The 15,149-nt window shown below is 71.0% G+C and carries 13 protein-coding genes; 2 read left to right on the forward strand and 11 right to left on the reverse strand.

Translation table 11 applies throughout. The annotated features are described in order from the left end of the window. Positions 1 to 117: 117 nt before the first annotated feature. Positions 118 to 1,380, reverse strand: coding sequence for a histidine--tRNA ligase (gene hisS, locus ACZ4VF_RS25525; RefSeq protein ID WP_467928788.1), 1,263 nt, complete (start codon positions 1,378 to 1,380; stop codon positions 118 to 120). A 13-nt stretch (positions 1,381 to 1,393) separates the two neighbouring features. After that, positions 1,394 to 2,101 carry an MBL fold metallo-hydrolase gene (locus ACZ4VF_RS25530; RefSeq protein WP_467928789.1) on the reverse strand — a complete coding sequence of 236 codons (708 nt, stop codon included), beginning with the start codon at positions 2,099 to 2,101 and terminating at the stop codon, positions 1,394 to 1,396. Positions 2,102 to 2,269: 168 nt separating this feature from the next. On the opposite strand from ACZ4VF_RS25530, the gene ACZ4VF_RS25535 reads away from it, so the two are divergent. Both ACZ4VF_RS25535 and ACZ4VF_RS25540 read left to right on the forward strand, forming a co-directional pair. Then, positions 2,270 to 3,094 (forward strand): peptidylprolyl isomerase, encoded by an 825-nt coding sequence (locus ACZ4VF_RS25535; RefSeq protein WP_467928791.1) that lies wholly within the window; start codon positions 2,270 to 2,272, stop codon positions 3,092 to 3,094. A gap of 154 nt (positions 3,095 to 3,248) precedes the next feature. Further along, complete coding sequence (locus ACZ4VF_RS25540; RefSeq protein ID WP_467928792.1) at positions 3,249 to 4,478, forward strand: DUF349 domain-containing protein; 1,230 nt, start codon at positions 3,249 to 3,251, stop codon at positions 4,476 to 4,478. Positions 4,479 to 4,869: 391 nt separating this feature from the next. Here ACZ4VF_RS25540 and ACZ4VF_RS25545 read toward each other — a convergent pair whose 3' ends face one another. The 9 genes from ACZ4VF_RS25545 to ACZ4VF_RS25585 all read right to left on the reverse strand — a co-directional run bounded on the left by ACZ4VF_RS25545 (position 4,870) and on the right by ACZ4VF_RS25585 (position 15,090). Continuing rightward, a complete protein-coding gene (locus ACZ4VF_RS25545; RefSeq protein ID WP_467928793.1) occupies positions 4,870 to 7,413 on the reverse strand; it encodes a RelA/SpoT family protein in 2,544 nt (847 codons plus the stop codon). Between the two features lie 299 nt (positions 7,414 to 7,712). Beyond that, entirely contained in the window at positions 7,713 to 8,252 is a 540-nt protein-coding gene (locus ACZ4VF_RS25550; protein ID WP_467928794.1) for an adenine phosphoribosyltransferase, read from the reverse strand. Beyond that, entirely contained in the window at positions 8,249 to 9,355 is a 1,107-nt protein-coding gene (secF, locus tag ACZ4VF_RS25555) for a protein translocase subunit SecF (RefSeq protein WP_467928796.1), read from the reverse strand. The genes ACZ4VF_RS25550 and secF overlap by 4 nt, the downstream gene beginning before the upstream one ends. A gap of 3 nt (positions 9,356 to 9,358) precedes the next feature. Further along, positions 9,359 to 11,143: a protein translocase subunit SecD gene (gene secD, locus ACZ4VF_RS25560; RefSeq protein ID WP_467928797.1), complete on the reverse strand. Its 1,785-nt coding sequence runs from the start codon at positions 11,141 to 11,143 to the stop codon at positions 9,359 to 9,361. A 142-nt stretch (positions 11,144 to 11,285) separates the two neighbouring features. Further along, entirely contained in the window at positions 11,286 to 11,813 is a 528-nt protein-coding gene (gene yajC / locus ACZ4VF_RS25565; protein ID WP_467928798.1) for a preprotein translocase subunit YajC, read from the reverse strand. Positions 11,814 to 11,991: 178 nt separating this feature from the next. Next, positions 11,992 to 13,062 carry a Holliday junction branch migration DNA helicase RuvB gene (gene ruvB, locus ACZ4VF_RS25570; RefSeq protein ID WP_467928799.1) on the reverse strand — a complete coding sequence of 357 codons (1,071 nt, stop codon included), beginning with the start codon at positions 13,060 to 13,062 and terminating at the stop codon, positions 11,992 to 11,994. A 25-nt stretch (positions 13,063 to 13,087) separates the two neighbouring features. Continuing rightward, positions 13,088 to 13,693 (reverse strand): Holliday junction branch migration protein RuvA, encoded by a 606-nt coding sequence (gene ruvA / locus ACZ4VF_RS25575; RefSeq protein WP_467928801.1) that lies wholly within the window; start codon positions 13,691 to 13,693, stop codon positions 13,088 to 13,090. Continuing rightward, positions 13,690 to 14,229: a crossover junction endodeoxyribonuclease RuvC gene (gene ruvC / locus ACZ4VF_RS25580; protein WP_467928802.1), complete on the reverse strand. Its 540-nt coding sequence runs from the start codon at positions 14,227 to 14,229 to the stop codon at positions 13,690 to 13,692. Before ruvC ends, ruvA begins: the two co-directional genes overlap by 4 nt. A 108-nt stretch (positions 14,230 to 14,337) precedes the next feature. Then, a complete protein-coding gene (locus tag ACZ4VF_RS25585) occupies positions 14,338 to 15,090 on the reverse strand; it encodes a YebC/PmpR family DNA-binding transcriptional regulator (RefSeq protein ID WP_467928803.1) in 753 nt (250 codons plus the stop codon). Positions 15,091 to 15,149: the final 59 nt, after the last annotated feature.

Here is a 15,149-nt window from a genome sequence, read left to right on the forward strand (position 1 = left end):
GTTCGGACTCCGTACGGAATGACGCGTACCAACGGAGCGCCCCCCCCCCCCCCCCCCCCCCACCCCACCCCCCCCCCCCCCCCCCCCCCCCCCCCCCCCCCCCCCGCCGTCCTGGTCTCAGCCCAGCCGGGCTTCGAGCTCCGCCACGATCTCGTTGACGCCGACGGACGTCTGCTCGCCGGACTCCATGTCCTTGAGCTGGACGACGCCCTCGGCGAGGTCGCGCTCACCGGCGACGATCGCGTAGCGGGCGCCGGAGCGGTTGGCGTTCTTCATCGCGCCCTTGAGGCCCTTGCCGCCGTAGGCGAAGTCCGCCGCGATGCCGACCTTGCGCAGGTCGGTGACCTTGGCGAACAGCACCCGCCGGGCCTCCTCGCCGAGCGGGACGGCGTAGACCGACGTGGTGGACGGGATGTCCAGTTCCACACCCTCGGCCTCCAGGGCGAGGACCGTGCGGTCGACGCCCAGGGCCCAGCCGACGGACGGCAGCGCGGGGCCGCCGATCATCTCGGACAGGCCGTCGTACCGGCCGCCGCCGCCCACCGCGGACTGCGAGCCGAGACCCTCGTGCACGAACTCGAAGGTGGTGCGGGTGTAGTAGTCCAGGCCGCGCACCAGCTTCGGGTCGTCCTCGAAGGAGACGCCCGCGGCGGTGATCAGCTCGCGGACCTCCTCGTGGTACGCCTTGCACGCGTCGCACAGGTAGTCACGCAGCAGCGGCGCGCCGGTCAGCTGCTTCTGGACCGACTCGCGCTTGTCGTCGAGGACCCGCAGCGGGTTGATGTCGACGCGGCGGCGCGTGTCCTCGTCCAGGTCCAGGCCGTGCAGGAACTCCTGCAGTGCCGTCCGGTACACCGGGCGGCACTCCTTGTCGCCGAGGCTGTTCAGCAGGATCCGGAAGTTCCTGAGGCCCAGCGCGCGGTACGCCTGGTCGGCCAGGATGATCAGCTCGGCGTCCAGCGCCGGGTCCTCGGCACCGATCGCCTCGGCACCGACCTGGGAGAAGTGGCGGTAGCGGCCCTTCTGCGGGCGCTCGTAGCGGTAGTAGGAGCCGGAGTACCAGAGCTTGACCGGGAGGTTGCCCGACTTGTGCAGGCTGGCCTCCAGGGCCGCGCGCAGCACGGACGCGGTGCCCTCGGGGCGCAGCGCGAGCCTGTCGCCGCCCTTGGTCTCGAAGGCGTACATCTCCTTGGTCACGATGTCGGTGGACTCGCCGACGCCGCGCGCGAAGAGTTCGACGTTCTCGAAGCCGGGGGTCTCGATGTAGCCGTAGCCGGAGTTGCGCAGCGGTGCGGCGATCGCCTCGCGGACCGCCAGGTACTTCGCCGAATCCGGCGGGATCAGGTCGTAGGTGCCCTTGGGGGCCTTGAAGGTGCTCACGGAAGGTCTCTCGTCACATTCCTCGTCGGGGAGCCTCGGCGGCTCCCTGGCCGGCCGCCACCTGCCGCAGATAGGGGTTGGTGGCGCGCTCCTGGCCGATGGTCGTCTGGGGGCCGTGGCCGGACAGCACCACGGTGGAGTCGTCGAGCGGCAGGCACACACGGGCCAGTGACCGCATCATGTCCTCCATGGATCCGCCCGGCATGTCGGTGCGTCCGATGGAGCCGGCGAACAGCAGATCCCCGGAGAAGAACACCGACGGGACGTCGGCGGTCTCGGGCATCCGGAAGGTCACCGACCCCCTGGTATGGCCCGGTGCGTGCGCGACGGAGAGTTCCAGCCCGGCCAGCTCCAGCTTCGCGCCGTCGGCCAGCTCCTTGACGTCGTCGGGCTCCCCCACGGTCAGCTCGCCCATCAGCGGCATGCCGATGGACCGGCCGAGCGCCTTCTCCGGGTCGCTCATCATGTACCGGTCCTCGGGGTGGATCCAGGCGGGCACGTCGTGCGCCCCGCAGACGGGGACGACCGAGGCCACGTGGTCGATGTGGCCGTGGGTGAGGACGACGGCGACGGGCTTGAGCCGATGCTTCCTCAGCGCTTCCTCGACACCTGGGGCGGCCTGGTGGCCCGGGTCGATGATCACGCACTCCTCACCCGCGGCGGGGGCGACGAGATAACAGTTCGTCCCCCAGGCCCCGGCGGGGAACCCGGCAATGAGCACGATCGTCCTTCGTTGTGTCGGTTACAGGCGGCTTCAGCTGCTGTCGAAGCCTACCGGCGCTGCCGTTTCCTCAGCGAACCCATATACGGTACGGGGCTACACGCAGCGGTCGGATCACGAGGACGCACGCGTACCGCCCGACACACGACACCATGAGGAGAGAACCCGGTGGTCAGCCAGGAGCAGCGGCGGCGTCAGCTCGCCCGGGAGAAGTTCTTGCGGCAGCAGCAGCGGCGCACCGAGGCGCGGCGCAAGGCCCGCCTGCGCAACTCCGTGATCGCGTCGGTACTGGGCGTGGTCGTCATCGGCAGTGTCGCCCTGTACACGACCGGGGTGCTGAAGGACGACGGCGACAAGAAGGAGAACGCGAGCGCCCAGGTCACCCCGAGCGCGACGCCCACCAGCAAGGCCCCGGACCCGTGCCGGAAGCCGGCGGCCGGCTCGGTGGAGAAGCTCAGCTGGAAGAAGGAGCCGGCGATGTCGATCGACACGTCGGCGAAGTACACGCTGAAGCTCGCGACGACGTGCGGGGACATCGGCGTCGCGCTGAAGACGTCGGCGGCCCCGCACACGGTGAACTCGTTCGACTTCCTCGCGGGCAAGGGCTACTTCGACCACACCAAGTGCCACCGCCTGACCACCCGGGGCATCTACGTCCTGCAGTGCGGCGACCCGCAGGGCACCGGCATGGGCGGTCCGGGCTACACGCTCCCGGACGAGAACCTCAAGGACAAGAGCCTGAAGAACAACATCTACCCGGCGGGCACGGTGGCGATGGCCAACACCGGCCAGAAGCACACCGGCGGCAGCCAGTTCTTCCTCGTCTACAAGGACAGCCAGCTGCCGCCCAGCTACACCCCGTTCGGCACGATCGACGCGGCGGGCATGAAGGTGCTGAACAAGATCGCGGCGGCCGGCGAGAGCACGGGAGCCGGTGACGGAGCCCCGAACGCGACCGTTGTGATCGACAAGGCGACGGTCGCCAAATCCTGACGTCACCGGAGGCCCGGGAACGGCCGACTGCCGAATTTCGGTCGCGCTGGATGCGGACAGGCAACCCGCTGGTCGCCTATGTTGGCCGTGACGAAACTGTGGACGATGCCCGGGGGCGCTGAGGCCCCCGCGGGCATCATGTGGAGGAGGCGCTGTGAGCAGCGACCCGTGGGGCCGCGTCGACGAGACGGGGACCGTGTACGTGCGTACAGCCGACGGCGAGCAGGTCGTCGGTTCCTGGCAGGCGGGCTCCCCCGAGGAGGCGTTGGCCTACTTCGAGCGCAAGTACGAGGGCCTGGTTGTCGAGATCGGCCTCCTCGAGAAGCGGGTGCGGACCACCGACCTGTCGGCCAAGGACGCCCAGGCCGCCATCGACCACCTGCGCGAGCAGGTCGACGCACACCACGCGGTCGGTGACCTGGACGCGCTGCGGCAGCGGCTGGACAAGCTGGTGGAGACCGTCGAGGCGCGCCGCGAGGAGCGCAAGGCGCAGCGGGCCAAGCAGTCCGACGAGGCCCGCAAGGCCAAGGAGGCGCTGGTCACCGAGGCGGAGGAGCTGGCGCAGTCCGACCAGTGGCGGGCGGCCGGTGAGCGGCTGCGGTCGCTGGTGGACACCTGGAAGGGCCTGCCGCGGCTGGACCGCAAGTCGGACGACGAGCTGTGGCACCGCTTCTCGCACGCCCGGTCGGCGTTCTCCAAGCGCCGCAAGGCCCACTTCGCGCAGCTGGACGCGCAGCGCGAGGAGGCCCGCCGCATCAAGGAGCGGCTGGTCGCCGAGGCCGAGGCGTTGTCGGGGTCGACGGACTGGGGTCCGACGGCCGCCCGTTACCGCGAGCTGATGGCGGAGTGGAAGGCCGCGGGCCGCGCCCAGCGCGAGCACGAGGACGACCTGTGGAACCGCTTCCGCGGCGCCCAGGACGTCTTCTTCGCCGCCCGCAGCTCGGTGTTCGCCGAGCGGGACGCGGAGCAGTCGGAGAACCTCAAGCTGAAGGAGGAGCTGGCCGAGGAGGCCGAGAAGCTCCTGCCGATCGGCGACCTGAAGGCCGCCCGGGCCGCCTTCCGCTCGATCAACGAGCGCTGGGAGGCCATCGGTCACGTCCCGCGGGACGCCCGGCCGAAGGTCGAGGGCCGGATGCACGCCGTCGAGCGGGCGATCCAGGAGGCCGAGGAGGCCGAGTGGCGCCGGACGAACCCGGAGGCACGCGCGCGTGCCGCGGGTCTGACCGGCCAGCTGCAGGCCGCCGTGGACAAGCTGGAGGCGCAGATCGAGCAGGCGCGCGCCCAGGGCAACAACGCCAAGGCCGACAAGCTGGAGAAGGAGCTGGAGGGCCGCAAGGCGCTTCTGGACCAGGCTCTGAAGGGCCTGCAGGAGTTCGGCGGCTGACCGACGCCGAGCGGCTCCCGCCGTCCCGTCCGGGCGGCCCGGTGGTGTACCGCCCCGGGCCGCCCGGTCGTTTCGGCCCGGCCGGCCCGGGGCGGTGTCCCGGGTTGCCGGGACCCCGGCAGCAGTCCGGACGGGACGCCACGGCAGGGGCCCGGTTCTTGGCGCTCGGGCAGGCTCCGGACGGGACGCCACGGCAGGGGCCCGGTTCTTGGCGCTCGGGCAGGCTCCGGGACCCGGGCACCCTCGGCGTCGCGCACGACGCCGGTGCCGCGCCGTCCGGCGCGCGGGCACCGGTGACGGTCCGCGACCACACGGACCGGCCGTCCGGGACCGCGGCACACGGCCGGCCCGGCCGGCGCCCGCTCCTGCCGCTCCCCCGCCGCCGGCAGCCCTAGGACCGGCTGCGGCCCGAGGTCACACGGTAGACGTCGTACACGCCCTCCACGCCCCGGACGGCCTTCAGGACGTGACCGAGGTGCTTGGGGTCGCCCATCTCGAAGGTGAACCGGGAGGTGGCCACCCGCTCGCGGGAGGTCTGCACGGCCGCCGAGAGGATGTTGACGTGCTGGTCGGACAGGACCCGGGTGACGTCCGAGAGGAGACGGGACCGGTCCAGCGCCTCCACCTGGATGGCGACCAGGAAGACCGAGGACTGGGTGGGCGCCCACTCGACGTCGAGGATGCGCTCGGGCTCGCGGGACAGCGAGTCGACGTTGACGCAGTCGCTGCGGTGCACCGATACGCCGCTGCCGCGGGTGACGAAACCGATGATCGGGTCGCCGGGCACCGGCGTACAGCACCGGGCCAGCTTGACCCACACGTCCTCGACGCCCTTGACCACGACACCCGGGTCGGCGCTGGAACGGCGCTTGCGGCCGCGGGTGCGGGACGGCGGGACCGTCTCGTCGATCTCCTCGGTCGCGGCCTCCTCGCCGCCGAGGGCCTGGACCAGCTTCTGCACGATGTTCTGCGCGGAGACATGGCCCTCGCCGATCGCCGCGTACAGCGCGGAGATGTCCGAGTAGCGCATCTCGTGGGCGAGCGTGACGAGCGAGTCGCCGGTGAGGATCCGCTGGATCGGCAGGTTCTGCTTCCGCATGGCCCGCACGATGGCGTCCTTGCCCTGCTCGATCGCCTCGTCCCGGCGCTCCTTGGAGAACCAGGCGCGGATCTTGTTGCGGGCCCGCGGTGACTTGACGAAGCCGAGCCAGTCGCGGGACGGGCCGGCGCCCGCCGCCTTGGAGGTGAAGACCTCGACCAGGTCGCCGTTGTCCAGGGTGGATTCGAGCGGGACCAGACGGCCGTTGACCCGCGCTCCTATCGTGCGGTGGCCGACCTCCGTGTGGACGGCGTAGGCGAAGTCCACCGGGGTGGCACCGGCCGGCAGCGCGATGACATCGCCCTTGGGGGTGAAGACGAAGACCTCGTTGCGGGACAGGTCGAAGCGCAGGGACTCCAGGAACTCGCCCGGGTCCTCGGTCTCCTTCTGCCAGTCCAGCAGCTGGCGCAGCCACGCCATGTCGTTGAGGTGGTCGTCCTTCTTGCCGGCCTTGGGCACGTCGGTACGGACCTTGGAGGCGCCGGCGACGGCCTCCTGCTTGTACTTCCAGTGCGCGGCGATGCCGTACTCGGCGCGGCGGTGCATGTCGAAGGTGCGGATCTGCAGCTCGACCGGCTTGCCGTTGGGGCCGATGACCGTCGTGTGCAGCGACTGGTACATGTTGAACTTGGGCATCGCGATGTAGTCCTTGAACCGGCCGGGGACCGGGTTCCATCGCGCGTGCACGGTGCCGAGGGCGGCGTAGCAGTCGCGGACCGTGTCGACGAGGACACGGATGCCCACCAGGTCGTAGATCTCGGCGAAGTCCCGGCCTCGCACGATCATCTTCTGGTAGACGCTGTAGTAGTGCTTCGGGCGGCCGGTGACGGTCGCCTTGATCCGGGCGGCCCGGAGATCGGCCTGGACCTCGTCGGTCACTATGGCGAGGTACTCGTCCCGCTTGGGCGCGCGCTCGGCGACGAGCCGTACGATCTCGTCGTACATCTTGGGGTAGAGGATCGCGAAGGCGAGGTCCTCCAGCTCCCACTTGATGGTGTTCATGCCCAGGCGGTGGGCGAGCGGAGCGTAGATCTCCAGCGTCTCGCGCGCCTTCTTCTCCTGCTTCTCGCGCTTCAGGTAGCGCATCGTGCGCATGTTGTGCAGGCGGTCGGCGAGCTTGATGACCAGGACGCGCGGGTCCTTGGCCATGGCCACGACCATCTTGCGCACGGTCTCGGCCTGCGCGGCCTCGCCGAACTTCACCTTGTCCAGCTTGGTGACGCCGTCGACGAGGAGGGCGACGGTGTCGCCGAAGTCACGGCGGAGCTGGTCCAGGCCGTACTCGGTGTCCTCGACGGTGTCGTGCAGCAGGCCGGCCATCAGCGTGGCCGGGTCCATGCCGAGCTCGGCGAGGATCGTGGTGACGGCGAGGGGGTGCGTGATGTACGGGTCGCCGCTCTTGCGCTTCTGCCCGCGGTGCCAGCGCTCGGCGACCTGGTAGGCGCGCTCGATCTGCCGGAGCGTGGAGTTCTCGATCTTCGGGTCGTTGCTGCGCACTATCCGCAGCAGCGGCTCCAGGACCGGGTTGTACGGGTTCGCGCGCTGGACGCCGAGACGGGCGAGGCGGGCCCGGACGCGGTTGGAGGAGCCGGTGCGGGTGGGCGGGGTGGCCGGCTGGCGCACCACGGGGGGCTGGGCGGGGCGCTCGGGCGAGGGGGTGGGGGACGGCTTGGGGCGCGAGGACTCGGCGCTCTTCTCGACGGGCGCCGACTGGGCGTGCTCGACCGTCCCGCGGGGGTCGTTCTTCACGTGGGAAGCGTTCGGCGCGGGTTTCGCCGCGGGGGCCGAGGCGGGCTCGGGCTTGGCGGCGGTCAGTGGCTGGGCCTCGTCTGGCAAGAGGACTCCTCGTGCGCGATCCGGGTCCCCCGGTCAGGCTCCGGAAACCCCAATGGTAGCGATCCTGGGCCCGGTCATCGCCTGCAGGCGCCTGTGAGGACCGTCAAACCGTGAAACGCGGGGGGTGGCCGGGAGATTCCGGCGGGGCTCGGACCGCGGCCTCGGCCGTGCCTGCGCCGGTCCTCTTCGCCGTCGGCGGGTGCGGGTGGCCCCCCAAGGGGCGCGGGCCCCGGGAGCCTGGCGCGGGGGCGGAACGCCGAACGGCCGCCCCGGGCGGGGCGGCCGTTCGGGCGGGTGGGTCAGACCTGGAGGAGGGCTTTCAGGGGGGCTCCGTTCAAGGACGGTTCCAGGCGGGGGCGGCCGGCCAGGAAGGTCAGCTCCATCAGGACCGCGAGGCCGGCGACCTCGGCGCCCGCGCGGTGGATGAGCTGGATCGCGGCCTCGGCGGTGCCGCCCGTGGCCAGGACGTCGTCCACGATCAGGACGCGGTCGCCGTGGGCCAGGTCCTCGGCGTGCACCTCGATCTCCGCCGAGCCGTACTCCAGGTCGTAGGCCTGGCGCAGGGTGGCTCCGGGCAGCTTGCCCGCCTTGCGGACCGGGATGAAGCCCACGCCCGCGCGGACGGCGACCGGGGCGCCGAGGATGAAGCCCCGGGCCTCCAGGCCGACGACCTTGGTGGCGCCGGTGTTCTCGGCGATCCCGGCCAGCTCGTCGGTGAGGGCGGTGAAGGCGGCCGGGTCGGCCAGGAGCGGGGTGATGTCCTTGAACATCACGCCCGGCTCCGGGTAGTCGGCGACGTCACGGATGCGGCTGAGCAGCAGCTCCTGGATGTCGGTCATCGGCGCTTCCCCGAGGGACGGCCGCGGCCCCGGCCGCGGGACGCGGGCTGGTTGCGCGGGCCCACCACGGCGGGCGCGGCCTCGTCGGTGTCGTCGCCGGCGGCGCGGGTCTCCGCGACCTCCTCGTCCGCACCGGTCTGGGCACGCTTGGCCAGGACCCGCTTGCTGAGGGCCTTCATCGCCGGCTCGCGCTCCTTGAGGTCGGCGACGAGCGGCGTGGCGATGAAGATCGACGAGTAGGCACCGGCCGCGAGGCCGACGAACAGCGACAGGGAGATGTCGTTGAGCGTGCCCGCGCCGAGGAAGCCGCCGCCGATGAAGAGCAGACCGGCGACCGGCAGCAGGGCGACGACCGTGGTGTTGATGGAGCGGACCAGGGTGCCGTTGATGGAGCGGTTCGCGATGTCGCTGTACGTCCACCTGGTCTGCTTGGTGATGTCCTTCGTCTGCTCCTTCAGGCTGTCGAAGACGACGACCGTGTCGTAGAGCGAGTAACCGAGGATGGTCAGCAGACCGATGACCGTGCCGGGCGTGACCTCGAAGCCGACCAGCGCGTAGATACCGGTCGTGATGGTGATGTCGTGGATCAGCGCGACCAGCGCCGCGATGGCCATGCGCCACTCGAACGCGATCGCCAGGTAGATCACGACGAGGACCATGAAGATCGCCAGGCCTTCCCAGGCCTTGTTGGCGATCTGCTCGCCCCAGCTCGGTCCGACCAGGTCGGCGGCGAGCTTCTCGGGGTTGAGGTTCAGGTCCTTGGCCAGTTCCTGCTTGATCCGGTCGGACTGGCCGGTGTCGATGCCCGCGATCTGGATGCGCAGGCTGCCGTTGCCGAGCTTCTGCACGACCGCCTGGTGGCCGGAGGCGGCGTTGGCGTACTCCTCGGCCTGGGCGACCGAGGTGCTCATCTTGGTCGGCGTGGTGAAGACCGCGCCGCCCTGGAACTCGATGCCCATGTTCAGGCCGCGCACCGCCAGGCCGACGATGGCCGTGATGGTGATCAGGATCGAGATGCCGTACCAGATCTTGCGCTTGCCGACGAAGTCGTACGAGATCTCGCCGCGGTGCAGTCGAGCGCCGAGGTTGCCGAGTTTCGACATCGCTCAGGCCTCCTTCGGGTCGACAGAGCCGGCGGCAGGACCGGCGGGACGGCGGGTACGGCGCAGCGGCGGCTTGGCACCGAGGCTCTTGGGGTCGAGCCCGGACCACTTGTGGCCGTTCGCGAAGAACTTCCGGCGGGCCAGCAGCGTCATCAGCGGCTTGGTGAAGAAGAAGACCACGACGACGTCGAGCAGGGTGGTCAGGCCGAGCGTGAACGCGAAGCCCTGGACCTTGCCGACGGTCACGATGAACAGCACCGCGGCGGCGAGGAACGACACGAAGTCGGAGACCAGGATGGTGCGCCGGGCGCGCGGCCAGGCCCGCTCCACGGCGGGGCGCAGCGTGCGGCCCTCGCGGATCTCGTCCCGGATGCGTTCGAAGTACACGATGAACGAGTCCGCGGTGATACCGATCGCGACGATGGCACCGCAGACGGCCGGCAGGTTCAGCGCGAAGTGGATGGCCGGACCGAGCAGCGTCATGATCAGGTAGGTGAGCATGGCGGAGACCAGCAGGGACGCCATGGCCACGATGGACAGGCCGCGGTAGTAGACCACCAGGTAGATCACGACGAGGGCGAGGCCGATCGCGCCGGCCAGCAGACCCGCGTGCAGCTGCTCGCCACCGAGCGCGGCCGTCACGGTGGTGACGGACTGCTCCTGGAAGGACAGCGGCAGGGCGCCGTACGACAGCATGTTGGCGAGGCTCTGGGCCTCCTCCTGCTTGAAGCTGCCGGAGATCTCCGCCTGGCCGCCGGTGATGGCCTCGTGCACGACCGGGCTGGAGACGACGTCGCCGTCGAGGACGATGCCGAACTGGTTCTGCGGGTCCGGCTTCTGCGCCAGCTCGCCGGTGATGTCCGCGAACTTCTTGGCGCCGCTGCCGGTGAAGGTCATCTGGACCTGCCAGCCGGCGGCGCTCGTGGTGTTGAAGACGGCCTGGGCCTTCTTCACCTCGGTGCCGTCCACGGCGGCCGGGCCGAGCAGGTACTTGAACCAGGCGCCCTTGTTCTCGCCGCAGGCCACGGTGGTGTCACCGGGCTTGGCGTTCTTGCCGGCCTTGGCGCGGTCGGTGGTCTTGGTGCAGTCCAGGGCCGCGTACTGGGCCTGGAGCTTGGAGTTCCCGGTGGAGCCGCCGGAGGGCGAGGCCGACGGGGTGGACGACGGCTTGCCGCTGCCGGAGGCGGACGGCGAGGGGGTGGAGCCGGCCTTCAGCGCGTCGGTGACGGCGCGGCCCTGGGAGGTGGCCGTGGCCGTGGGGGACGCGGAGCCGGGCGAGGTCGCCTTCTGGCCGGAGGAGGCGGTCGAGGAGGGGCTGCCGCTCGGCTTCGGCGAGGAGCTGCCGCCGGAGGAGGCGCTCGGCGAGGGGCTCTGTGCGGCCGGCCCGCTGGGCTCGGCGGCCAGGACCGGCCGGAAGTACAGCTTCGCGGTGGTGCCGACCTGCTGCTGGGCCTCCTTGGAGTTGGTGCCCTTGGGGATGTTGACGATGATGTTGTCGTTCCCCTGGGTCTGCACCTCCGCCTCGGAGACGCCCAGGCCATTGACACGGCGGTTCATGATGTCGACCGCGGTGTCCATGTTGGCCTTGTTGATCGCGGACCCCTGGTCGGCCTTCGCCTTCAGCGTGATGCTCGTGCCGCCGGCGAGGTCGATGCCGAGACGCGGGGTCGTGTGCCCGGAGAGGAACATCCCTCCGGTGAGCGCCACGATGGCGATCAGGATGAGGGCCAGCGAGCGCCCTGGCTTGCTCTGGGCGCTCGCGCTTCGGCCCCTCTTAGGTGCTGCCACCTTCTCGTACTCCCTCTCGGGCCGCCCCGCGCCCGGTCGGCGCGGTCGGCCATGACATGGAATCGGGCTCCCGTGCGGGAAACGAACGCGCCCGGGATACGCGGGGCGCCATCATGCCGCCGCCGCGCCTCCCGGGGCGTCACTACTTCGCGTCGGAGTCGCCGTCGGTCTTCTTCGGCTCGTCCTGCGCCTTCGCCTCGGCGGCGTCGGCCTTGTCCTCGGCGGCCCGGATCGCGTCCTCGCCGCGCTCGGCGGCGTCCTTCTTACCGAGGTCGATCTTGTCGTCGGAGGCGGCGGCAGCGGCGGCGGATCCGTCGGTCTCGTCGGTCTCGGTGAGGGAGGAGGCGTCGTCGGGGACGAGGTCGCCGTCGGACTTCAGGTCGTGCTCGATGCCGTGGACGATGCGGTTGTACTCGTCGTCGGTGAGGACGGCGCCGATGGCGTTCTTGGCGAAGAGGAGCTCGACGCCCGGTCCGGCGTCGAGGAGGACCGTGTCCTCGTTGACCTCCTTGACCGTCGCGTACATACCCCCGATCGTGCGGACACCGGAGCCGGGCTGCATCTCGTTCCGCATCTGGGCGGCCTGCTGCTGCTTCTTCTTGGCCGAACGCGTCATCAGGAACATCGCCGCGATGAGCACGATGAACGGGAGAAGGGTATAGGCATTCACGGGACGGAATTTCCTTCGCGCGACCGCGCGGGTGAGCGGCCAGTTGGATGGGGGTGTGGTCGGCGCCGCCCGCAAGGGCGGCATCGGCGGAGTCTAAGCGAGTCCGCTCTCATGGAACAACGCTCAGCATGGCACCTGGGTTCCTGCCCGTGCCATTGCCCTCGCCGGGGGGCCGCCCTCACGCCCCGAACAAGTCCTGTTGTCCGTTTCCCGCGGTCTGCGAGCGCGGCGGGGTGAGGCCGAGATGCGCCCATGCGGCCGGCGTGGCGACCCGGCCGCGCGGGGTGCGGGCGAGCAGGCCCTCGCGGACCAGGAAGGGTTCGGCGACCTCCTCGACGGTCTCCCGTTCCTCCCCCACCGCGACGGCGAGGGTGGACAGGCCGACCGGTCCGCCGCCGAACAGCTTCAGCAGGGCCTGGAGCACCGCGCGGTCGAGCCGGTCGAGGCCGCGCGCGTCGACCTCGTACACCGCGAGGGCGGCGGCCGCGATGTCACGGGTGATCAGTCCGTCCGCCTTGACCTGCGCGTAGTCGCGGACCCGGCGCAGCAGGCGGTTGGCGATGCGGGGCGTGCCCCGGGAGCGCCCGGCGATCTCGGCGGCGCCGTCCGGCTCGATCCCGACGTCCAGCAGCTGCGCCGAACGGTGGACGACCCGCTCCAGCTCGTGCGGTTCGTAGAACTCCATGTGCGCGGTGAAGCCGAAGCGGTCCCGCAGCGGCGGCGGCAGCAGGCCCGCGCGCGTGGTGGCGCCGACCAGGGTGAACGGCGGCAGTTCCAGCGGGATCGCGGTGGCGCCGGGGCCCTTGCCGACGATGACGTCGACGCGGAAGTCCTCCATCGCCATGTACAGCATCTCCTCGGCGGGCCGGGACATGCGGTGGATCTCGTCGAGGAAGAGGACCTCGCCCTCCTGGAGGGAGGAGAGGATCGCGGCGAGGTCGCCGGCGTGCTGGATGGCGGGGCCCGAGGTGATGCGGATGGGGGCGCCCATCTCGGCGGCGATGATCATCGACAGCGTGGTCTTGCCGAGGCCGGGGGCGCCGGAGAGCAGCACGTGGTCGGCGGTGGCACCGCGCGCGCGGGCGGCGCGCAGGACGAGGTCGAGCTGCTCGCGGACCTTTTCCTGGCCGATGAACTCGCCGAGGTCCTTGGGGCGCAGAGCGGCCTCGACGGCCTGGTCCTCCCGGTCGGCGACGGAGTCCACCAGCCGCTCGGCGGCGGGGGCGTCGGTCGGGTCGTCCCAGTTCACGAAGATCTCCTAGCGGTGGCGCAGGTCAGCGGGCTCGGTTCAGGGTCTGCAGGGCGGCCTTCAGCAGCTGCCCGACCTGGGGTGCGCCGCCCGCCTGTTCGGCCTGGGGCGCGACGGCGGTCACCGCCTCGTCGGCCTCGCGGGTGGCGTAGCCGAGGCCGATCAGGGCGGCGTGCAGCTGGTCGCGCCAGCCCTGGCTCACGGGCGCGCCGACGGCGGGGGCTCCGACGGGCGCGCCGAGCCGGTCCTTCAGTTCCAGCAGCAGCTTCTGGGCGCCCTTCTTGCCGATGCCGGGGACGGCGGTGAGGGCCTTCTCGTCCGCGGTGGCCACCGCGCGGCGCAGCGCGTCCGGGGTGTGCACGGCGAGCATCGCCTGCGCCAGGCGCGGGCCGACGCCGCTGGCGGTCTGGAGCAGCTCGAAGACCTGGCGCTCGTCGTCGTCCGCGAAGCCGTACAGGGTGAGCGAGTCCTCGCGGACGACGAGGGAGGTGTGCAGCCTGGCCGGCCGGCCGACGCGGAGCGCGGACAGGGTGTTCGGCGTGCACTGGACGGCCATGCCGACGCCGCCGACCTCGACGACCGCCGCGTCGGGGGCGAGTGCGGCGACCGTGCCGCTGACGAAGGCGATCATGCCGTACGGCCTTTCGTTGCGTGGACAGCCTGCCGGGCGACGGCCTGCTGGAGTCGGTTCTGGGCGGGGGCCCGCCAGATGTGGCAGATGGCGAGCGCGAGGGCGTCGGCGGCGTCGGCCGGTTTGGGTGGGGCGGCGAGCCGGAGCAGCCGCGTCACCATGGCTCCGACCTGCGCCTTGTCGGCGCGGCCGCTGCCGGTGACGGCCGCCTTGACCTCGCTGGGAGTGTGCAGGGCGACGGGGATGCCGCGCCGGGCGGCGCACAGCATGGCGACGGCACTGGCCTGGGCGGTGCCCATGACCGTGCGCACGTTGTGCTGGCTGAAGACGCGCTCCACGGCGACGAACTCGGGACGGTGTTCGTCCAGCCACTGCTCGATGCCCTGCTCCACGGCGAGCAGCCGGCGGCTGAGGTCGGCGTCCGCCGGGGTCCGCACGACACCGACGCCGACCATGGTGAGCGGGCGGCCGGCCACTCCCTCGACCACGCCGACGCCGCACCGCGTCAGGCCGGGGTCCACCCCCAGTACGCGCACGCGTCCCTCCCTTCGACGGCCTGTTCGTGCAGGCTATCGGGTGCCACTGACAACGCGACGGGCCGACGGGGTGTGTGTCCCGTCGGCCCGCTCGGTCAGCCGTGCGCGTTACGCGTCGACCTTCTCCATGATCTCGTCGCTCACGTCGAAGTTGGCGAAGACGTTCTGCACGTCGTCGCTGTCCTCCAGCGCGTCGATGAGCTTGAAGATCTTCTTGGCGCCCTCTTCGTCCAGCTCGACCTGCATGGTCGGCACGAAGTTGGCCTCGGCCGACTCGTAGTCGATGCCGGCCTCCTGCAGGGCGGTGCGGACGGCGACGAGGTCGGTCGGCTCGCTGAGGACCTCGAAGTTCTCACCGAGGTCGTTGACTTCCTCGGCACCGGCGTCCAGGACCGCGCCGAGCACGTCGTCCTCGGTCAGCTCGCCCTTGGGGACGATCACCACGCCCTTGCGGTTGAACAGGTACGACACCGAGCCCGGGTCGGCCATGGAGCCGCCGTTGCGGGTCATGGCGACGCGGACCTCGGAGGCGGCGCGGTTGCGGTTGTCGGTGAGGCACTCGATGAGCACCGCGACACCGTTCGGACCGTAACCCTCGTACATGATCGTCTCGTAGTCGGCGCCACCGGCTTCGAGACCGCCGCCCCGCTTGATCGCGGAGTCGATGTTCTTGTTCGGGACCGACGACTTCTTCGCCTTCTGGACGGCGTCGTACAGCGTCGGGTTGCCGTCGAGGTCGACACCGCCCATGCGCGCCGCGACCTCGATGTTCTTGATCAGCTTCGCGAAGAGCTTGCCGCGCTTGGCGTCGATCACGGCCTTCTTGTGCTTCGTCGTGGCCCATTTAGAGTGGCCGGACATCTGCCTGTCTCCTTCGCGTAACCCATCCTGTACGAACGCCCCCTGGTCGAGAGGCCGGG

It is taken from the genome of Streptomyces sp. NPDC029151, from assembly GCF_055564315.1.

Bases quoted from the DNA above. Each gene is read 5' to 3' on its own strand.
- ACZ4VF_RS25550 (WP_467928794.1), bottom strand. From the start codon at position 8,252: ATGACCGACATCCAGGAGCTGCTGCTCAGCCGCATCCGTGACGTCGCC.
- secF (WP_467928796.1), bottom strand. From the start codon at position 9,355: ATGTCGAAACTCGGCAACCTCGGCGCTCGACTGCACCGCGGCGAGATC.
- ruvA (WP_467928801.1), bottom strand. From the start codon at position 13,693: ATGATCGCCTTCGTCAGCGGCACGGTCGCCGCACTCGCCCCCGACGCG.
- ACZ4VF_RS25585 (WP_467928803.1), bottom strand. From the start codon at position 15,090: ATGTCCGGCCACTCTAAATGGGCCACGACGAAGCACAAGAAGGCCGTG.